The organism is Isoptericola dokdonensis DS-3, from assembly GCF_001636295.1.
Taxonomy (GTDB): domain Bacteria; phylum Actinomycetota; class Actinomycetes; order Actinomycetales; family Cellulomonadaceae; genus Isoptericola; species Isoptericola dokdonensis.
On the sequence record NZ_CP014209.1, the window covers coordinates 1,772,781 to 1,791,370 of the forward strand.

Consider the following 18,590-nt stretch of genomic DNA (forward strand, 5'->3'; position numbering starts at 1 on the left):
TCCGCGTCCGGACGTCGGAGGGTGCCGCGCGTCGTCGCGTTCACGCGCCCCAGGGGGCGCTCCACTTCGGGATTGACGACGACGCGCGGCACCCTCCGACGTCCTTCATCGTCCCGTCCGGTGTCAGACAGGTCGTCCTTGACGCTGACTCGCGACCACTCACGCTGAATCGGCACGACTCGCGCTGACTCGCGTGGGTGAGCGCTGACTCGCGCCGATCTGCGCTGACTGGCTGGAGCCTGCGCTGACTCGCGCCCTGCGTGCTGACTCAGCAGGGGCTCGCACTGACTCGCGGCCCCGTGCGCTGACTCGCAGGCCGTGCGCGGTCGCCCGTGCTGCCCGGCCGGGGGGCGCCGGGCGGGCAGCGGGGCGGGCGGGCGGTGTTGCCTGCTCAGCGAGCGGGGACCGTCGGGGTGGGGAGGTAGACCTCGCCCCCGGCCGCGCGGAACTCCGCGGACTTCGCGGCCATCCCTTCCTGGGCGATCCCGACGACGGCCTGCTGGGCGCCGGCGTCCCCGAACTCGTCGCGGATGTCCTGCGAGATGCGCATCGAGCAGAACTTCGGCCCGCACATCGAGCAGAAGTGCGCCGTCTTCGCGGCCTCGGCCGGCAACGTCTCGTCGTGGTACTCCTCGGCGAGCTCCGGGTCGAGGGACAGGTTGAACTGGTCGCGCCAGCGGAACTCGAAGCGGGCCTTGCTCAGCGCGTCGTCGCGGGCCTGCGCACCGGGGTGACCCTTGGCGAGGTCGGCGGCGTGCGCGGCGATCTTGTAGGTGACGACGCCGGTGCGGACGTCGTCGCGGTTCGGCAGCCCGAGATGCTCCTTCGGCGTGACGTAGCAGAGCATCGCCGTGCCGTAGCGGGCGATCTCGGTGGCACCGATGGCGGACGTGATGTGGTCGTACGCGGGCGCGATGTCCGTCACCAGCGGCCCGAGCGTGTAGAACGGGGCGCCCTCGCACAGCTCCTGCTGGCGCTCGACGTTCTCACGCACCAGGTGGAACGGGACGTGGCCCGGCCCCTCGACCATCACCTGCACGTCGTGGGCCCAGGCCCGCTTGGTCAGCTCGGCGAGCGTGTCGAGCTCCGCGAACTGTGCGGCGTCGTTGGCGTCAGCGATGGATCCCGGTCGCAGCCCGTCGCCGAGGGAGAACGCGACGTCGTAGGCCGCGAAGATCTCGCACAGCTCGTCGTAGTGCGTGTACAGGAAGTTCTCCTGGTGGTGCGCCAGGCACCAGCCCGCCATGATCGACCCGCCCCGCGACACGATTCCCGTCACCCGGTTCGCGGTGAGCGGGACGTACCGCAGCAGCACGCCCGCGTGGACCGTCATGTAGTCGACGCCTTGCTCGCACTGCTCGATCACGGTGTCGCGGTAGATCTCCCAGGTGAGCCGCGACGCGTCGCCGTCGACCTTCTCCAGGGCCTGGTAGATCGGCACCGTGCCGATGGGCACCGGAGAGTTGCGCAGGACCCACTCACGCGTGGTGTGGATGTCGTCGCCGGTGGACAGGTCCATCACGGTGTCGGCGCCCCACCTCGTGGCCCACTGCAGCTTCTCCACCTCCTCCGCGATCGAGGAGTGCACCGCCGAGTTGCCGATGTTCGCGTTGACCTTCACCGTGAACGCCCGGCCGATGATCATCGGCTCCGACTCCGGGTGGTTGACGTTGTTCGGGATGATCGCGCGGCCCGCGGCGACCTCGCTGCGCACCAGCTCGACGTCGACCCCCTCGCGCAGGGCGACGAACCGCATCTCCGGCGTGGCCTCGCCCCGGCGGGCGTAGTGCATCTGCGTGACCTTGCGCCCGGGCAGCGCCCGGCGCGGGGGTCGCGCCTCGCCCTGCCACTCCGCCGACGCCGCGCCTCGACGTCGTGCGCCACGACCGTCGTCGGCGAGGCTGCGGCCCCGACCCTCGTACGTCTCGGTGTCGCGGCGTTCGGCGACCCACGGCGTGCGCAGGCCGGGGATACCGCGGACCGGGTCGCCGCCCGGGCCGTCGGTGCGGTAGACCCGCACGGGCGGGTTGGGGGTCCCGTCCGGGGAGTCCGCCAGGGTGATCTCGGTGACCGGCACCGTGATGCCGGAGTGCTCGCACCGCTCGTAGGCGAGTGCGCGTGCGGGGACGACGTCGTGCTCCATGTGTGCTCCTGCTTCCTACGCCGGCATGACCCGGTCAGGTTCGACGGTCCGGACGGCAGCAGTCCGATCTCAGCCCTTGCCAGGGCACCCGTGGGATCGCACGACAACGTAGCACGGGAGGTCCGCGGCGGGTCGTCCGGGTCCGGGCCGCTACCGGACCTCGACGGCGCCCAGCGCTGACTCGCGCCGGTCTGCGCTGACTCGCGACACCCTGCGCTGACTCGCGCCGGGGCGGCCGCCCGTGCTGCGGGGCCTCACGTATCGACCGGCGACGGGTGAGGTGCGACGACGTCGGCCCGGGCGACACAACAGAACCTCACGCATCCAGCGTTGATGCGTGAGGTTCTGCAGTGTCGGCGGTCGCCGGGGCGGCCGTTCGGGGGCGGGCCGTCAGCGGCGCGACGGGCGCAGGCCGCCGACCTGGAGGGGGTTGGCACCCGCCTGCGCCATGAGGTACCACGACGTGGCACCGGTGTGCTGGGCCTGGAAGTAGCCGAACCCGAAGCCGGAGTCGATGAGGCTCGACGCCGCCACCACGCCCGAGCGTGCGGGCAGCGGCGCACCGCCCACGGTCTGGCCGGCCCCGACCAGGTCCTGGGCGCGGCGCACCTGGTCGAGCAGGGCGTCGGCGCGGCGGGCGTCGGACCGTCCCCGACCGCGGTCCACGAGGGCGCACGCGAGCTGGGCGGTGCCTTCCAGCCAGACGCCGTCGGGGTGCACGGGCAGCCCGTTGTACGTCGCCGTGGAGGTGAGGCTGGCGCTGGAGAACGTGACGCCGGAGATCGTCACGCCCGCCGGGAGCTGAGAGACGCCCCGCCCGGCGACGTCGCGGGTCGCGAGGTCGGACGCCGCCCAGTCGAGGGCACGGGCGTTGCGGTCGCTACGCAGCGCGAGCCATCCCCAGGTCTGGGGGTCGAGCGGCAGCGGGTCGCGGTTGATCTCGACGCCGTCGTTCGTGCCGGTGTAGTAGTAGCCGCCGCGCCGCTCCCACATGCGGTCGACGAACTCGCGGGCGTGCTCGGCGGCGTCGGCCCAGCGGCGGCCGCCGGCGTGCGCGCGCAGCAGCCGGAAGAACGCGACGCAGTCGACGTTGTGCTCGGTCGAGCCGTTCGGGACGGGCACGTTCCCGCCGTCGACGCCGAACGAGAAGCCGCCGAGCGGCCTGGTCGACCACGTGTTCTCGACGATCCACTCCCCGATCCGCACGGCGGCGTCCCGGTAGGGCCGCACCCCGGTCGCGGCGTACGCGTGCAGCAGCGCGATCCCGGGCCACGCCATGTCGCCGACGGCGGTGCCGAGGAACCCGAACTGCCAGCCGATGTTGGCCGTCCCGTCCGGCAGCTCCAGGCCGTAGGGCTGCGGGTTGCCGTCGTAGAACGTGTAGGGGCCGGTGTTGTAGCCCTGCCGCAGGCGACCGTCGTCGTGGGCGGGGTCGTGCTCCTGGGCGAAGACGAGCCCGTCGGCCAGGGCGCGGGCCACGTCGGTGCGGCCGCCGGTGAGGGAGGCGCAGATCGTCAGGGCCACGTCGTAGACGAAGGCGGTCGAGAACAGCCCGAGCTGGTCGGCGTAGGACTGCGCGAGGCGCGGGCCGGGGTTGACCGCCGGGTAGGCGTTGGTCATGACGTCGAGGAAGTCGTGGGCGCGGCGCACGGAACCGGAGGTGCCGGACGGCGTGCCCGGGCGTCCGGGGTGGCGGCCCGTCGCGACCGGGCTCGCGGAGGCGGTGCCCGCGGTGGCGGCGATCAGCGCGGTGCCCGCGCCGGCGACGAGGACGCCGCGGCGGCTGAGACCGCGCGCGGGCGGGAGGGTGTCGGCGTGCTGGAGGTCCGGTCCGGTCATGACATCTCCTTCGATGTGCGGCGGCCTCCACGGTGAGGGCGTCGTCGACGTCAGGTTACTCGTGTCACTTCGAGGATGTGAAGAGATCCGGACGAGAAAGAGGGTGGTTCAGGAGAGCCGGACGACGACCTGCGTGCGCCCGAGGACCTTCGCGCCGTCGTGCGACACGGTGAGGTCGATCCGGGCGGTGCCGGCCTCCGGGTCGAGGGCGCCGACGGCGGCGGACACCTCGACGGTCGCGGCGCCGCGCGGCGGCACCGGGACGGGCTTGGTGAACCGGGTCCCGTACTTCACGACCGCGCCCGGGTCGCCGACCCAGTCGACGACGACGCCCACCACGGAGCCCATCGTCAGCATGCCGTGGGCGATGACGCCGGGCAGGCCGACCTCGGTGGCGAACGACTCGTCCCAGTGGATGGGGTTGAGGTCACCGCTCGCACCCGCGTAGCGCACGAGGCTCGCGCGCTCGAGCTCCACGGTGCCCGTGGTCACGACGTCGCCGACGGCGAGGTCGTCCAGGGAGGGCCTCTGCCCCGGCGTCTGCCCGGTGACGGTCATCAGGACTCCTCGGGGCGGATCACGAGGCTGGACGTCACGGTGGCGACGTGCTCGCCGGGGGCGCCGGCGTCGTCCGCGGCGAAGATCTCGCAGCGGGTGCTCACCATGGAGATCCCGGACCGCTGGGTGACGGAGTCGACGTGCAGCACGGTGACCAGCTCGTCCCCGGCGACGATCGGCCGGTGGTGGGTGAAGCCTTCGTCGGCATGCACCACCCGGGAGAAGTCGATCCCGGCGGCCGGGTCGGAGACGTACGGCGACTCGGCGCGCTGCGCGATCACGACCGCGAAGGTCGGGGGCGCGACGACGTCCGGATAGCCGAGACCCCGCGCTGCCACGAGGTCGTGGTGCGCGGGGTGTGCGGCGCCGACGGCCGTGGCGAACTCGCGGATCTTCTCGCGACCGACGGAGTACGGCGCGGAGGCCGGGTACTCGCGGCCCGCGAAGTCAGGGTTCGCCACGACGTCGGGGTGCTCTGGACCGGAAGGTCAGCGGGTCTCGCGGTGCGAGGTGTGCTTGCCGCAGCGCGGGCAGAACTTCGCCATCTCGAGACGGTCCGGGTTGTTCCGGCGGTTCTTCTTGGTGATGTAGTTCCGCTCCTTGCAGTCCACGCAGGCGAGCGTGATCTTCGGGCGGACGTCCGCGCTCTTGGAAGCCATGGTGTGTCACCTCTCGCGCCCCCGGAAGGCGCAACGCAAGTCAAGGAAGTCGGTCCGACGCCGGCCGTCGGACGAATGTGATGCCTGTTGGTAGCGAGGGCGGGGCTCGAACCCGCGACCTCACGATTATGAGTCGTGCGCTCTGACCAGCTGAGCTACCCCGCCGCGCGTGACGAAACGCGAGACCGCCCGTCCGTGTACGGTGGACGGTCTCGCGTGATGTCACAGAGCCCCGAAAGGGAATCGAACCCTTGACCTTCTCCTTACCATGGAGACGCTCTGCCGACTGAGCTATCGGGGCAGCGGAGAAGACTCTACACGCTCCCGGGCCTCTTCCGAAATCCGGGTGTGCGTCACACCTTCTCCTGGTGCAAGGAGCGTCTCGACCGCGGATCGAGGCGTTCCGTGCGGTGGCAGGTGAGGGATTCGAACCCCCGAAGTCGATGACGGCTGATTTACAGTCAGCTCCCTTTGGCCGCTCGGGCAACCTGCCTAGCAGGGCCGCGAACGACCTTGCGTGGACAACCATAGCGGCACTTCGCGCCCAGGTGGAAATCGGTCCGCCGTGGCCCTGCTCACGCCCGCGGGACGCCCGTGCGCCGTCCCGCGGCCACCGTGTCGGTCGCCCCGGGCGGACATATCCTGCGCGGGTGACGACCCCTCCCGCCGCGGACCGCTGGGGGCTGCCCCTCGGTCTGGGCGCCTACCTCCTGTGGGGCGCCATGCCCCTCTACTTCCCGCTGCTGAAGCCGGCCGGTGCGCTGGAGATCATCGCGCACCGCATCGTCTGGTCCCTGCTGTTCTGCCTGGTGCTGCTCGCGGCCACCCGCACCCTGGGGCAGCTCGCGGACGTCGTGCGGCGCCCGCGCACCCTCGCGGTGCTCGCCGTCGCGTCGGTGCTCATCGTCGTCAACTGGGCCACGTACGTGTACGCGGTGCTGTCCGGGCACGTGCTCGACGCGGCGCTGGGCTACTACATCAACCCTCTCGTGACGACGCTCCTCGGGGTCGTGCTGCTCCGCGAACGGCTGCGCACCGCCCAGTGGTTCGCGCTCGGGTCCGGCGCGGCCGCCGTCGTCGTGCTCTCGACCGGCGTCGGCGGGCTGCCCTGGGTCTCGCTCGTGCTCGCGTTCTCGTTCGGCCTGTACTCCCTGACGAAGAACCGGGTGGGCCGCACGGTCGGGGCGCTGCCCAGCCTCGCGGCGGAGACCGCCGTCGCCACGCCGTTCGCCCTCGCCTACCTCGGCTGGCTCGTCGCCCAGGGCACCTCCACGTTCGCGCAGGAGGGCGCCGGGCACGCCCTGCTGCTCGTCGCGGCGGGGGTGGTGACCGGCGTGCCGCTGCTGCTCTTCGGGGCGGCGGCCCGGCGCCTGCCGCTGTCGGTGGTCGGCATGCTCCAGTTCCTCACCCCCACCCTGCAGTTCCTCGTGGGGCTGCTCGTCTTCGGCGAGCACATGTCCCCCGTGCGCTGGGTCGGGTTCGGGCTCGTCTGGGTCGCCCTGGTGCTCCTCACCGTGGACGGCACGCGCGCCGCCCGCGCCACCCGCCTGGCCGCCGCCGGACCGACTACGGTGGTCACCGAACCCTGACCCCACGCACCCAAGGAGCACCCCGTGGCCGACTCGTCGTTCGACATCGTCTCCAAGGTCGACCGCCAGGAGGTCGACAACGCCCTCAACCAGGCCGCCAAGGAGATCGCGCAGCGCTACGACTTCCGGGGCGTCGGCGCCTCGATCGCCTGGTCCGGCGAGGGCGTCCTGCTCGTCGCCAACAGCGCCGAGCGCGTCAACGCCGTCCTCGACGTCTTCGAGACCAAGCTCATCAAGCGCGGCGTCTCCCTCAAGGTCCTCGACACCGAGGACAAGGAGCCGCAGCCGTCCGGCAAGGAGTACCGCCTGCCGGTCGCCCTCAAGGAGGGGCTGTCGAGCGAGAACGCGAAGAAGATCACCAAGATCATCCGCGACGAGGGCCCCAAGGCCGTCAAGACGCAGATCACCGGCGACGAGGTCCGCGTGACCTCCAAGAGCCGCGACGACCTGCAGACCGTCATCGCGCTGCTCAAGGCCGCCGACCTCGACGTGGCGCTGCAGTTCACGAACTACCGGTGACGCTCCCCCGCCTCGTCGCGTCCGACCTGGACGGCACGCTGCTGCGCTCGGACGGCACCGTCTCGCCGCGCACGCGGGCCGCGCTGCGCGCCGTCGAGGACGCCGGGGTGGAGGTCGTGCTGGTCACGGCCCGGCCACCGCGCTGGCTGGACGCGCTCGCCGACTGCGTGGGCGACCACGGGCGGGTCGTGTGCCTCGGCGGCGCGGCCGTGTGGGACCTCGCGTCCGGCACGGCCCTGGACGTCCAGGGGTTCGCCGACGACGACGTCCGCGCCCTGGCCGCGGACCTGCGGGACGCGGTGCCCGGCGTCGCGCTCGCCCTGGAGCGGACGTCGGGCCCGGTGTTCGACCCGTGGTTCCCGCCGGACGAGACGGGGCTGCCCGCGCACGTGCGTGCCGCGACCGTCGAGGAGTCCCTGGGCGGTGCCGTGCACGAGCCCGGCACCGTCGGGAAGGTCCTCGCCGTGCTCCCGGGGCGCGGCCTGTCGACCCGGGTGGGCGACGTGCAGCGCGGCGACGTGCGCGACCCCGCGCAGGAGGAGTTCTTCGCGGCGGTGCGGGCCGCCGTCGGCGACCGCGCGCACCTGGCGTTCTCCGGCGCCGCGGGGCTGGCCGAGCTGCTGCCCGCCGGGGTGACGAAGGACCGCGCGCTGGCCCGCTGGAGCGCCCGGCTCGGCATCGACGCCGCGGACGTGTGGGCGTTCGGCGACATGCCCAACGACCTGCCCATGCTGCGCTGGGCGGGCCGCGGCGTCGCGGTCGCCAACGCGCACCCCGACGTCCTGGCGTGCGCGGACACCGTGGTGGCGAGCAACGACGACGACGGCGTCGCGGACCTCCTGGAGAGCGTGCTCGCGCTGCGCTGAGGTCAGGCGGGCTCGTCGGGCAGCCGGCGCCGCAGGTCGGCGATCTCGGAGCGCAGCGCCCGCAGCTCCGCGGTGAGCAGCGCCACCTGCTCCGGGGCGACCATCGACCCCGGGCCGGCGTCGATGAAGCGGCCGGGGGCGGCACCCGTCCGCACCTCCCCGCCCTGGTCGTCGCCCCCGCTCGTCACGGCGTCCGCGTCGAGCTCGTCGGCGACCTCGTCGTCGTCCCACGGGCCGGCGGTGACGATCTCGACCAGCCACGACGACAGCGTGGCCGTGACGACACCGAGCAGCGCGATGCCGCCGAGCATGAGCAGCACGGCCATCGCGCGCCCGATGGTGGAGACGGGCGCCATGTCCCCGTAGCCGACGGTCGTGACGGTCACCATCGCCCACCAGACGCCGTCGCCGAGGGTCTTGATGGTCGCGTCGGGGCGCCAGCGCTCGGCCTGGGTGACGACGAGGGACGCCGTGATCACCAGCAGGGTGGTCCCGACCGCGGCGTACCGCACCACCTTGCCGCGCAGGCGGCGCCGACCGCGCTGGTTGAGCCGCCCGACCACCGAGATGAGCAGCAGGGGCCGCAGCACGGGGACGAGGACGACGGCGAGCGCCAACGGGTGCCGGCGCACGTACAACCAGCGGCGTCGGGCCAGGGAGACGCGGACGACGTAGTCGACGGCGAACAGCACCCACGTGAACCCGAGGAACGCGAGGCAGGCGACGCGGACGGTCCTGTCCACGTCGGGGAACGCGATCGGGATGGCGTACGCGACGAGGAACAGCACGCCGACGACGGCCAGCGGCCGCTCGGTGGCGTCCTCCCAGCGGCGCAGGCGCGGCCCGACGACCTCGGCCCGTCGGCGGGCGAGGCTCAGCGGCAGGGACGGCTCGGACGACATCGCTGGTCAGCCTGCCAGACGCCGCCGCCGCCCGCGCGGGGTGGGCGGGTCAGTAGCGGGTGATGCCACCGGGGCCGAACCCGGTGCCGCCGGCCATCTTCTCGAGGCGCGCGATGCGCTCGGTCATCGGCGGGTGGGTGGCGAACAGCTTGGCCATGCCGCCGCCGCGGAAGGGGTTGGCGATCATGAGGTGGGAGACGTTCTCCAGCGGCTGCGTCTGCGGCAGCGGCGCGGCGGACGTGCCGCTGTCCAGCTTGCGCAGCGCCGAGGCGAGCGCCAGCGGGTCGCCGGTGAGCTGGGCGCCGTCCTCGTCGGCGTCGTACTCGCGGGTCCGGGAGATCGCCATCTGGATGAGCATCGCCGCGAACGGCGCCAGGATCGCCAGCGCCAGGGCGGCGATCGGGTTGCCGCCCTCGCGGCGGTCGCCCCCGCCGAAGATCAGCAGGAACTGCGCGAGCGACGTGATGACGCCCGCCAGCGCGGACGCCACGGACGACGTGAGGATGTCGCGGTTGTAGACGTGCATGAGCTCGTGCCCGAGCACGCCGCGCAGCTCCCGCTCGTCGAGGAGCCGCAGGATGCCCTCCGTGCAGCAGACGGCCGCGTTCTTCGGGTTGCGGCCCGTCGCGAACGCGTTCGGCGCCTGGGTGGGCGAGATGTACAGGCGCGGCATGGGCTGGCGGGCCTCGGTGGAGAGCTCGCGCACGATGCGGTACATCTCCGGCGCCTCGAGCTCGGTGACCGGGTAGGCGTGCATCGCCTTGATCGCGATCTTGTCCGAGTTCCAGTACCCGACGAACGTGCCGACGAGGCCGAGGGCGGTGAAGAGGAACAGCATGCCCTGGCTGCCGCGGAAGAACACCGCCCACAGGCCCAGGAGGACCGCCCACAGCACCCCGAAGAGGAGCACCGTCTTGAGCCCGTTGAAGTGCTGACGACCCACCGCTGTTCTCCTTCCGTGACGACACCCGTGCAACGCGCAGGCTACGTCCCCGGTTCCCCCGGCGCGCAGCGGCTCGCGTCACGCGGGCGTGCGCACCACCGGGTGCAGGGACAGCACGACGGCGTCGAACAGCCCCAGCATGGCCTCGCGCAGCGGCACGAACGGCGTCGTGAAGGACACGTTGAGCACGGGCTCCAGCCCGCGCCGGGCCGTCCAGTAGTCGGCGCGGAGCTCCGGCAGCGCCGGGTTGCCGTCGGCGTCCGTGCGCTCGGCCTCCGTCTGCCGCACCGCGCGCAGCACCCAGCCGTCCTCGAGCTCCTGCCGGTCCACGTCCGCACCGACCAACGACCCGGCCAGCCGGGCGACGAGCTCGTCGGTGCCGCCCGCCACGGCGTCCACGGGGAACACCGCCATCGTGCCGGTCAGCGCGACGTCGCCGACGTCCATCGCGAACACCGTGATGGCGGCGGCACCCGCCTCGGCCGCGCCGCGCGCCGCCGCCGCCAGGTTGTCCCGTGCCTCCCGGCGGGCCCGGGCCCGGTCGTCGCGCCGGCCGAGGCGCTGCGCGACGACGTCGCGCACGCGCGCGTCGATCGCCGCGGGATCGTCCAGCGGGACCGGCCACCAGCCGTTCGGGTACACGAACGCCCAGTGGGCGGCCGCCTCGGTGAGATCGACCCGCTCGCTGCTGGGCGCTGGCACGGCGTCGTCGCTGCCGGGCTCGCGTTCCTCGGTCAGGTGGGCGTCGACGCGGTCGGTGTCGAGCGGGTCGGTGGGCAGCGCCCGGACGTCGCTCATCCCGGGAACACCGCGATCCAGTCGGCCCACGCCTGCTGCTGCCGCCCGACCTCCCACCGCAGGACCCCGCCGTAGGCGAGGACCACCAGGGACACGAGCCCCAGCCGGAGCACGCCGACCTGCACCGCCCGCTTGCCGGACCCGTACCGCTGAAATCCGTGCAGGACGTAGGCGATCCCCCACACGACCGCCGCCATCACGATCACCAGACCCATCCAGCCCAGCACACCGATCCCTTGATCAGGAGGCACGGGGAACTCCTCCGGGCGACCCGCGGCCCACCACACGTCGAACCCGTCCTGGGCGGTCTCCCGCAAGGCGTCGGTCGCCAGCTGGACCACCACGAACGCGCCGGCGGCAGAGAACATCGCCCATCCCACACCGGCACGGAACACCCTCTCCGTGAAGTCGCTGACAGCCTCGGACAGGACGGCCCGGACGGCCGGCACACGGGCCCCACCCATCAGGCAGAACCAGCCGAAGAAGACGACCACGACGATCAGGAACAGCGCAGTCACGGTCTGGGACGGCCACGGCGGGTCAGCAGGAAAGCTCATTCCGGATCGTCCGTGGCGTAGACCGAGTCGTTCAGCAGCTCGACGAGCTCATCCTGCACCTCATCGACGAGGTGGCTGTACGGGGTGTCGCAGTCCAGCACGACGACCTCGTCCTTGAAGTGAGGAAAGAAGCTGAGCCGGCATGTGTAGATGAGCGTGCCATCGCGATCGGAGGTGTCGATGTACTGCACGACGAGCGGACCGTACTCTGCGTCGCCGGTCTCCACCGTGTAGCCGTGCACGTCGACGCCGGGGATCCGCGGCGCCCTACGGACGTCTTTGGCGAAGCGGCGAGCCGCCTTGCGCGCGTCCCCTCGCCTGCCGTAGGTCCGCAGCAACAGACTGGCCGTGGCGCGCCGTCCGTTCGACTCGGGGAACCAGATCCCGGCAGCCCAGACCTGCTCCTCGCCGACGGCGCGCTGGTCGACCGCGCGGACGGCGTCGACCACCGATGTCGCGTCCACGTCGCCAGCTGGCACCTTCCCGGCGATCTCGGCCCAACCCTCCGGGCTCAGCCCGGCAAGCCAGAACTGCCAGTCCGCACGCGGCTGGATCGTGAAGACGGGGTAGTCCTCCCAGGGTGGCACCGCGATCTCAGTCGTCATTGTTCCTCGCTGTCTTCACCAGGTTGTATCCGTTGAGCGTGGCGTCCGCACCGTAGGGGACGAGCACTCCCGCCAGTACGCTGAACTTGACAGGGTTCAAGGAGCCAAGGCCCTCCAGCGACTTCGCGAGGCCCGCCGACCGATTCCAGAAGTGCGGCACTGCACTGCTGTTTCGGAGCGCCTGGTAGGCCCGTGCGGCGTCCCCGTGACCGAGGAAGTTCATCACCCAGGCACGGCCTTGCAGACCTGAGAACGAGGCGATGCCCGACTTGAACCACGACACCGGGTTGGCCGTGACAAGGACGCTGCGGAAGGCGCTCTGCGCGTTGGTCCAGGCCGACGCGGCCGCTGCACGGTTGGCCGGGCTGCCGATCCGGGGCAGACGCCGCATCACGGTGGACTGACGCGCACCCCCCTGCGCGAGGCCTCGTAGCCCTGTGGACTTGGCGGCAGCCCCGGCGATCCTTCCGACACCGACGGTCGCGATGGCCACCACTCCGAGGATGACGCCGAGCCAGTCTCCCTCGCCCTTCAACGCGAGTGCGATGTCGGCGACCAGCGCCGCGACCGTCGCCACGAGCGCGATGACGGCGAGGACCTGCCCGAGGATCGGCACCCACCCGAGGACGAGCGCGGCGATGCCCGCCCACATGGCGATCTTCCCGGCCCACTTCGAGACGAAGCTCGCCAGGTCGGAGCCCCACTTCTCCCACCAGCCGTCGTTCAGGTCGCTGGCCCTGACGCCCTCGCGGATGTCTCCGGCGGCCTGCCGGGCGGCCGCCCGCCACGTGGAGAGGATGCCGTCGAGCTCGCCCACGGTGAGGCCGAGCGACGTCCGGGCGGTGTCGCGGGTGGAGACCTGCGTGCGCAGCATCCAGCTCGCCGCGGAGTCGACGGGTTCGCCCGTGGTGCGGGCGGTGGTGACGGCGTCGTCGTAGTCGCCCTGGGCCGTGGTGACCGCCTGCTCGGCCTCGTCGAGGGCCCCCTGGGCCTCCTGCGCCCGCGTCAGGAGCGCCGCGGCGTCGTCCTGCGCCTGCCGGTGCGCCACCGCGTACGTGGACAGCGCCGTGGCGACTGCGGAGTACCGGGTGCTCGCCTTCTGCAGCTCGGCGCGGACGTCGTCCGTCTTCTCGCGCAGCGCGTCCACGGCGTCCGAGGTGAAGCTGTCCGTCTCCTCGATGACACCGAGCGCCGCCCACGCGTCGTCCATGGCGGCGGCCACCTCGCCGTAGTAGGTCGCGGCGCTCGTCGAGACGTCGGGGTCCCCCGGCACGGGGTTCGCCGCCGCCAGCGGCTCCCAGCTCATGACTCCTCCAGCGACTTCGCGAGGTCGGAGTCCACGCCCTCGAACTGCTCGCCGACGGCACCCACGAGCTCGGCGACGTTCGCCACCGAGTCGCGCATCTTCGCGCGCCGTTCCTTCCAGTCCCCCGCGAACGAACGGATCGCCTCGGCCAGCTCGTCGTCGCCGACGGCGTCCGCGACCCGGCCCGCGTACGTGTCCGCGGCGTCGAACTCGGCGGCCACGAGGTCCAGGCCGGTGCCGGTGTCGACCAGCAGCGCGGTGTCGAGCCTCAGATCGGTCATGTCTCCCTGCCGTCACGTGCCGGAACGAGCGGCGGGACGGCCCTCGCTGGGCCGTCCCGCCGATCGGATGGTGCCTGCGTCAGCCGCGGATGCCCTGCGCGAGCTGGGCGTCCACGTCGGACAGCGTCTGGGCGGTCTGCTCGAGGAACGAGGCCATGCCCTCCAGGCCCTCGATGGCCTGGGTGGTGCCCGTGGTGAACTCCTCGTAGGAGGTCTGGAACGCGCCGGAGGCCTGGTCGGTGACGAAGCCGGAGGCGACCAGGTTGTTCACCTGGGTCTGCAGGGTCTGCAGGATCTCGGTCAGCTGCTGCTGGCCGTTGCGCAGCTGGCCGGCCTGGGACCGCAGCTCGTCGTAGGACACGTTGACGTTCGCCATGACATTGCTCCTCGTTGGTGGATGATCCGACCACGAGTGGTCGGTCCGTCGTCGGGTCGAGACTACTGACCCGATGCCCGGGGCGTCGATGGGGAGTACTCCCCATCCCGCCGGGTGGACGCTACCCCTGGTCGCCCAGGACGAACGGCAGCTGGACGCGCGTGTGCTTGCCCCGGGCCACCCAGGCGCCACGTCCGGGCGGGAACTCGCCCTTGCCGGACCGCGGGAGCGACGTCTTGAGGATCGTGTCGCCGTCGAGGTTCTCCGGCTGCAGCAGCAGGCCGCGGCGGCCGTTCTTCACCTCGCCGAACAGCGGCCACGTCGCGCCCCACGCGCCGGTCTCCGCCTCGGCGACGAGCAGGTGCTCGCTGGAGCGGATCGCCTTGGTGAGGTCCTGGATCGCCTTGTCGGCCGGCGTCTGGAGGTACTCGTTGATCGCCTCGACCACGACGACGATCCCGGGCGAGACGTCCTCGTCCTGGACCGCGGCGAGCAGGTCGGTCGCGAGACCCTTGACCTTCTCGACGCCGGTCGCGACGTCCGCCCAGGGGAGCTGGTCGGCGATCGCGGACCGTCCCTGCGCGAACAGGTAGAGCCGCGCGTCGGGGTTCGCGCGCAGCACCGCACGCCCGACGACGACGAGCGCGTTGCTGCGCCCCGCCCCGGGCGGCCCCGCCACGACCATCGTGCCGGTCGGGTCGAACGGCAGCGGCGCGATGCCGAGCGAGTCGAGCCCGAGCACCGGGCGGCCGTCCACGGCGGGCGGCAGCTCGTCCTGGCGGTACTCCGTGGGCAGGACCCGCACCGCGGGCGCCGGGCGGACCCCGGCCTCCAGCATCGACCGGCCCAGCTTCTCCGTGGCGGCCGCCTGCGCGGACACCGACGGCGTGCCGCCGATGACGGCGACCTGCAGCTCGAGGCCGTCGAGCAGGGCGCGACCGTTCGGCGAGTCGGTCGTGATGACGTCGCGGGGGGCGTTGAACGCGAGGTAGCCGTCGTCCGTCATCCGCAGCAGCAGGTTGCGCTGCACCATGGAGCGGACGTAGGTCGGCACGGCGCCGGACCGGTCCGCGGTGAACACGACGTGCATGCCGAGCGCGCGGCCGTCGTTGAGGATGTCGCGGAACGCGTCGAACCACTCCGACCGGCCCGCGCCGACCTCGAAGTCGTCGCGGAACGCCGGGAACCCGTCGACCAGCAGCAGGATGCGCGGGACGCCGGGCTGACCGGTGAGCCGGCGGTAGTCGGTGACGCTGGACGCCGACACCGCGGCGAACGCCTCACCGCGGCGGACGAGCTCGTCGCGCAGCATCCGCATGAGGCCCACGACGCGCTCGACGTCGTCGCCGCGCGCGATCGTGCCGACGTGCGGCAGCGACGACAGCATCCGCAGCGCACCGGCCGCGAAGTCGAGGCCGTACACGTGCACGGGACCGCCGCGCGGCGTGATGCCCGCCGCCGTGGCGATGCTCCGCAGCGCCGTCGACTTGCCGGCGCCGCCGGTGCCGTAGACGCCGAGGTGCCCGTCCGTGTCGGGGTTGAAGTAGACGGGCCGCTGCGCCTGCGCCTCCGGGATGTCCGCGACGCCGACGAGGATTTCCGTGTCCGTGCGCTGGTGCAGGCGCGTCAGGTCGTAGACGTCCGCCAGGGAGTCCAGCCACGGCCGCCGGGGCGCGGGCAGGCGCGCCGCCGTGAACGCCTCGGTGATACGGGCGACGAGCCGCTGCTGGTCGTTCGGGCCGAGGTCGACGTCCTCCTCCGGGGTGTCGACGACCGGCTCCTCCCAGCGCTCCTCGCGGCCGAAGTGCAGGCCCGCCACGCGGATCGCTGCCCGCTCCGGCGCCCGGCTGCTCCAGCCGCCCGCGTACGCGGACTGGAACGCCTGGAGACGCCCCGGCCCCGTCTTGACGACGCCACGGCCGGGGAGCGCCGGGTCGATGTGCGCGGCGTCCTTGATGTCGACGACGTCGCTGGAGTCGGACTCGTCGGCCATGCGCAGCGCGACGCGCAGGTTCGTGTTGGCGCGCAGGTTGTCCTTGATGACGCCCGCCGGGCGCTGGGTGGCCATGATGAGGTGGATGCCGAGCGAGCGGCCGCGCTGCGCGACGTCCACGACGCCGTCGACGAACTCCGGCACGTCACCGACCAGCGCCGCGAACTCGTCGATGACGATCACCAGCGCGGGCGGGGTCTCCGGGTCACCGCGCTTCTCCAGCTCCAGCAGGTCCTTGACCTTCTTGCGGTTGAACAGGTGCTCGCGGTGGTGCAGCTCGGCGCGCAGCGACGTCAGGGCCCGCAGCACCAGGTGCGGCGACAGGTCCGTCACGAGGCCGACGCAGTGCGGCAGCTGGACGCAGTCCGCGAACGCGGACCCGCCCTTGTAGTCCACGAACAGGAACGTCACGCGGTCCGGGCTGTACTCGGCGGCCATGCCCAGCACCCACGCCTGGAGGAACTCGGACTTGCCGGCACCGGTGGTGCCGCCCACGAGGGCGTGCGGCCCCTGGCTGCGCAGGTCCAGGTGCTGGGCGTCCAGGCCTGCGGAGCCGACGATCGCGCGCAGCGACCCGGCGCGCTTGCGCGGGCTCGCCTGGCTGCGGTCGTAGATCGACAGGTTCTGCCGCCAGCGTTCGACGACGGCGCCCGGGTCCTCGAACAGGTCGTGGCCGAGCAGGGCGGGCACCGAGACGGACCGCGGCAGGTCCGAGGAGTCCTCGACGATGGCGCCCGCGTCGAAGACGGGGGCGAGGCGGCGGCCGTACTCCAGGGCCGACGCCGGGTCGAGCTCCTCGAGCTCGACGTCGTCCACCCAGCGGCCGATGCGGACCATGCCGACGCGCGGCCCGGACTCGCCGAGGTCGACGAACGTGCGGCACGCCGCCGGGAGGTTCGCGCTGTCCGCGGCGAGCCACAGCGGGAAGACGCCCGCGTCCGGCCCCTGCTCGGCGAGCTGGATGAGGCGGGCCCGGTCGACGTCGATGTCGTCGGAGATGACCACGACGACGGCCGGCACCGGGGACCTCGTGCCCGCCTGCTGGGCGTCCGCCCCGACCTCGGCGCCGCGCTCCAGGGCGGCGTCGTCGGTGTCCACCGCGCCACGGCGCTGCACGCCGCGCACCGCCCGCAGCCGGGTGGTGACGAGCTCCTCCAGCTCGGCGATCAGCCGGGCGGCGCCGCTCGCGGAGTCGGCGAGGTGGTGGCCCTCGATCGGGCTCTGCGGCGAGGACGTGTGCGGGATCCAGGTGAGCCACTGCAGGTGCTGCGTCCACGCCGGGCTCACCATGCCGGTGACGACCAGCTCGGACGGCGAGTGCAGGCCGGTCAGCTGGAGCAGGGCCGCGTTGACGCTGCCCACCACCCGGGCGGGCGGGCCCGCGAAGCCGAGGGCGCCCGCGTCGTAGAGGTTCTCCACGACCGGGACGCCCGAGATGTCGCGGTACGTCTCGACGACCTCGTCGAGCTTCTCGCGGTACTCCTTGATCATCGCGCCGCGGTCGGAGTCCTTGACCCGGTTGCGCGACGGCATGGTGCCGATGCCGAACCGGACGTTGAGGAAGCTCCAGTGCTCGGGGCGGCGCGTCCACAGCAGCGGGCCGTGCCGCATCGCCTCCACGTACACGTGCTGGGTGGCGGGCGCCTCGCGCAGCCGCACGGCCCGCTCGGTGTCCTCCTCGCCGGCCAGCTCCTCGCGCAGCCCGTCGAGGCGCTCCGTGAAGCGCGCGATGTCGCGCTCCTTGCGCTTGCGCTGCTGCCGCCCCCGGGTGAGGTAGTTGCCCACGAGCATGATCGGCGTCATCGCCATGAACAGCAGGGAGATCACGCTGCCGCGGAGCACGAACATCGCCCCGCCCATGAGCAGGGGCGCGAGCATCGCCAGCATCGGGAACGGCTGCGGGTCCGTCTCCTTCGGCACCTCCGGGGCGTCGTACTCCGTCCCGTTGTACCGCGCCTCCACGCGGGGCGACCGCGTGAACGGCACCGGCCCCGCCTTGGGCGCGACCCCGGTGAGGTTCTGCGGCCGACGGCGCTCGATCGTCATCGTCGTGTCGCCGACGACGACGCGCTGCGTCCCCTCGACGCGCAGCCGCTGCACGTGGTCGCCGTCGACGAGGATGCCGTTCGCGGACCCCAGGTCGACCACGTCGACCACGTCCCCGACGTCGAGGCGCAGGTGCCGCTTGGACACCAGCGGGTCGGACAGCACGACGTCGCTGCCCGCGGCGCGGCCGAGCACCCAGCTGCCCTCCGGCAGGTCGATGACGGAGCCGTCGGCGAACCGCAGCGTCGCCCGGGTGTCCCGTGAGGACGCGTACTCGAAGCCGGGGCGGTCGGTGTCGACCACCGCGACCTCGGCACCGGAGCCGATCCATGCCTCGCCCAGCGCGGCGTCCGCGGGCAGCCGGACGGGGGTGTCCTGGCCGGGCAGCCGGGCCTCCAGCGTGCGGGGGTGGTCGCCGGGCAGTCCCGCCGAGCCCGGGTCCACGCGCGCGATGGTCGCCGCGACCTCGCCGATCGTCGCACCGGCGTCCGCGGTGACGACCACGTCGTCGTGCGTGGTGTCGGGGCGCCGCAGCGTCACCTTGACGCGCATCGTTCTCCTCGGGTCGTTCGGTCTCGAAGGTCGCGGGGGCGGGCCCCGCGGCGGCGCC

At 72.7% G+C, this 18,590-nt stretch carries 17 protein-coding genes, 3 tRNA genes and 1 riboswitch; of the genes, 3 read left to right on the forward strand and 17 right to left on the reverse strand.

The genetic code is table 11. The features are described from left to right. Nucleotides 1-391 precede the first annotated feature (391 nt). The 8 genes from thiC to I598_RS08350 all read right to left on the reverse strand — a co-directional run bounded on the left by thiC (nt 392) and on the right by I598_RS08350 (nt 5,692). Nucleotides 392-2,143 (reverse strand): phosphomethylpyrimidine synthase ThiC, encoded by a 1,752-nt coding sequence (thiC, locus tag I598_RS08315; protein WP_068202560.1) that lies wholly within the window; start codon nt 2,141-2,143, stop codon nt 392-394. Further along, a riboswitch (TPP riboswitch) is annotated at nt 2,139-2,243 on the reverse strand. It overlaps the preceding gene by 5 nt. A 290-nt stretch (nt 2,244-2,533) precedes the next feature. Next, complete coding sequence (locus I598_RS08320; RefSeq protein ID WP_068202561.1) at nt 2,534-3,982, reverse strand: Tat pathway signal sequence domain protein; 1,449 nt, start codon at nt 3,980-3,982, stop codon at nt 2,534-2,536. A 108-nt stretch (nt 3,983-4,090) separates the two neighbouring features. Next, nucleotides 4,091-4,540: a MaoC/PaaZ C-terminal domain-containing protein gene (locus tag I598_RS08325; RefSeq protein ID WP_068202562.1), complete on the reverse strand. Its 450-nt coding sequence runs from the start codon at nt 4,538-4,540 to the stop codon at nt 4,091-4,093. Continuing rightward, nucleotides 4,540-5,001 (reverse strand): FAS1-like dehydratase domain-containing protein, encoded by a 462-nt coding sequence (locus I598_RS08330; RefSeq protein ID WP_068202563.1) that lies wholly within the window; start codon nt 4,999-5,001, stop codon nt 4,540-4,542. The genes I598_RS08325 and I598_RS08330 overlap by 1 nt, the downstream gene beginning before the upstream one ends. A gap of 27 nt (nt 5,002-5,028) precedes the next feature. Then, on the reverse strand, nt 5,029-5,199 hold the full coding sequence (gene rpmG / locus I598_RS08335) for a 50S ribosomal protein L33 (RefSeq protein WP_068202564.1): 171 nt from the start codon (nt 5,197-5,199) through the stop codon (nt 5,029-5,031). An 88-nt stretch (nt 5,200-5,287) separates the two neighbouring features. Then, nucleotides 5,288-5,364: transfer RNA gene (locus tag I598_RS08340), tRNA-Met, on the reverse strand. A 63-nt stretch (nt 5,365-5,427) separates the two neighbouring features. Then, a tRNA-Thr gene (locus I598_RS08345) sits at nt 5,428-5,500 on the reverse strand. 110 nt (nt 5,501-5,610) lie between these two features. Further along, a tRNA-Tyr gene (locus tag I598_RS08350) sits at nt 5,611-5,692 on the reverse strand. A gap of 157 nt (nt 5,693-5,849) precedes the next feature. Between I598_RS08350 and rarD the strand changes: the two genes are divergently transcribed. Genes rarD through I598_RS08365 form a run of 3 tightly spaced genes read left to right on the forward strand, consistent with a single transcriptional unit; the run spans nt 5,850 to nt 8,173 of the window. Then, nucleotides 5,850-6,788, forward strand: coding sequence for an EamA family transporter RarD (gene rarD, locus I598_RS17855; protein WP_068202565.1), 939 nt, complete (start codon nt 5,850-5,852; stop codon nt 6,786-6,788). A gap of 24 nt (nt 6,789-6,812) precedes the next feature. Further along, nucleotides 6,813-7,307 (forward strand): YajQ family cyclic di-GMP-binding protein, encoded by a 495-nt coding sequence (locus I598_RS08360; protein WP_068202566.1) that lies wholly within the window; start codon nt 6,813-6,815, stop codon nt 7,305-7,307. Next, nucleotides 7,304-8,173, forward strand: a complete 870-nt coding sequence (locus I598_RS08365) for an HAD hydrolase family protein (RefSeq protein WP_068202567.1) — start codon at nt 7,304-7,306, stop codon at nt 8,171-8,173. Before I598_RS08360 ends, I598_RS08365 begins: the two co-directional genes overlap by 4 nt. Before the next feature lie 2 nt (nt 8,174-8,175). On the opposite strand, the gene I598_RS08370 is transcribed toward I598_RS08365, so the two are convergent. The 9 genes from I598_RS08370 to I598_RS08410 form a co-directional block, all read right to left on the reverse strand. Beyond that, complete coding sequence (locus I598_RS08370; protein WP_068202568.1) at nt 8,176-9,075, reverse strand: potassium channel family protein; 900 nt, start codon at nt 9,073-9,075, stop codon at nt 8,176-8,178. Nucleotides 9,076-9,124: 49 nt separating this feature from the next. Then, nucleotides 9,125-10,018, reverse strand: coding sequence for a zinc metalloprotease HtpX (htpX, locus tag I598_RS08375; RefSeq protein WP_068202569.1), 894 nt, complete (start codon nt 10,016-10,018; stop codon nt 9,125-9,127). A gap of 78 nt (nt 10,019-10,096) precedes the next feature. Beyond that, complete coding sequence (locus I598_RS08380; protein WP_068202570.1) at nt 10,097-10,816, reverse strand: hypothetical protein; 720 nt, start codon at nt 10,814-10,816, stop codon at nt 10,097-10,099. Next, nucleotides 10,813-11,373, reverse strand: coding sequence for a hypothetical protein (locus tag I598_RS08385; RefSeq protein ID WP_068202571.1), 561 nt, complete (start codon nt 11,371-11,373; stop codon nt 10,813-10,815). Before I598_RS08385 ends, I598_RS08380 begins: the two co-directional genes overlap by 4 nt. Then, nucleotides 11,370-11,978: a hypothetical protein gene (locus tag I598_RS08390; protein ID WP_068202572.1), complete on the reverse strand. Its 609-nt coding sequence runs from the start codon at nt 11,976-11,978 to the stop codon at nt 11,370-11,372. The genes I598_RS08385 and I598_RS08390 overlap by 4 nt, the downstream gene beginning before the upstream one ends. Further along, nucleotides 11,968-13,284, reverse strand: a complete 1,317-nt coding sequence (locus I598_RS08395; protein WP_068202573.1) for a hypothetical protein — start codon at nt 13,282-13,284, stop codon at nt 11,968-11,970. Before I598_RS08395 ends, I598_RS08390 begins: the two co-directional genes overlap by 11 nt. Continuing rightward, entirely contained in the window at nt 13,281-13,565 is a 285-nt protein-coding gene (locus I598_RS08400; RefSeq protein WP_068202574.1) for a hypothetical protein, read from the reverse strand. Before I598_RS08400 ends, I598_RS08395 begins: the two co-directional genes overlap by 4 nt. Before the next feature lie 79 nt (nt 13,566-13,644). Beyond that, nucleotides 13,645-13,941: a WXG100 family type VII secretion target gene (locus I598_RS08405; RefSeq protein ID WP_068202575.1), complete on the reverse strand. Its 297-nt coding sequence runs from the start codon at nt 13,939-13,941 to the stop codon at nt 13,645-13,647. 121 nt (nt 13,942-14,062) lie between these two features. After that, complete coding sequence (locus tag I598_RS08410; RefSeq protein ID WP_068202576.1) at nt 14,063-18,532, reverse strand: FtsK/SpoIIIE domain-containing protein; 4,470 nt, start codon at nt 18,530-18,532, stop codon at nt 14,063-14,065. Between the last annotated feature and the right edge of the window lie 58 nt (nt 18,533-18,590).

Coding starts and splice junctions, on each gene's coding strand:
- thiC (WP_068202560.1), bottom strand. CDS start 2,143: ATGGAGCACGACGTCGTCCCCGCACGCGCACTCGCCTACGAGCGGTGC.
- I598_RS08320 (WP_068202561.1), bottom strand. CDS start 3,982: ATGACCGGACCGGACCTCCAGCACGCCGACACCCTCCCGCCCGCGCGC.
- I598_RS08325 (WP_068202562.1), bottom strand. CDS start 4,540: ATGACCGTCACCGGGCAGACGCCGGGGCAGAGGCCCTCCCTGGACGAC.
- rpmG (WP_068202564.1), bottom strand. CDS start 5,199: ATGGCTTCCAAGAGCGCGGACGTCCGCCCGAAGATCACGCTCGCCTGC.
- I598_RS08370 (WP_068202568.1), bottom strand. CDS start 9,075: ATGTCGTCCGAGCCGTCCCTGCCGCTGAGCCTCGCCCGCCGACGGGCC.
- I598_RS08380 (WP_068202570.1), bottom strand. CDS start 10,816: ATGAGCGACGTCCGGGCGCTGCCCACCGACCCGCTCGACACCGACCGC.
- I598_RS08385 (WP_068202571.1), bottom strand. CDS start 11,373: ATGAGCTTTCCTGCTGACCCGCCGTGGCCGTCCCAGACCGTGACTGCG.
- I598_RS08390 (WP_068202572.1), bottom strand. CDS start 11,978: ATGACGACTGAGATCGCGGTGCCACCCTGGGAGGACTACCCCGTCTTC.
- I598_RS08395 (WP_068202573.1), bottom strand. CDS start 13,284: ATGAGCTGGGAGCCGCTGGCGGCGGCGAACCCCGTGCCGGGGGACCCC.
- I598_RS08400 (WP_068202574.1), bottom strand. CDS start 13,565: ATGACCGATCTGAGGCTCGACACCGCGCTGCTGGTCGACACCGGCACC.
- I598_RS08405 (WP_068202575.1), bottom strand. CDS start 13,941: ATGGCGAACGTCAACGTGTCCTACGACGAGCTGCGGTCCCAGGCCGGC.
- I598_RS08410 (WP_068202576.1), bottom strand. CDS start 18,532: ATGCGCGTCAAGGTGACGCTGCGGCGCCCCGACACCACGCACGACGAC.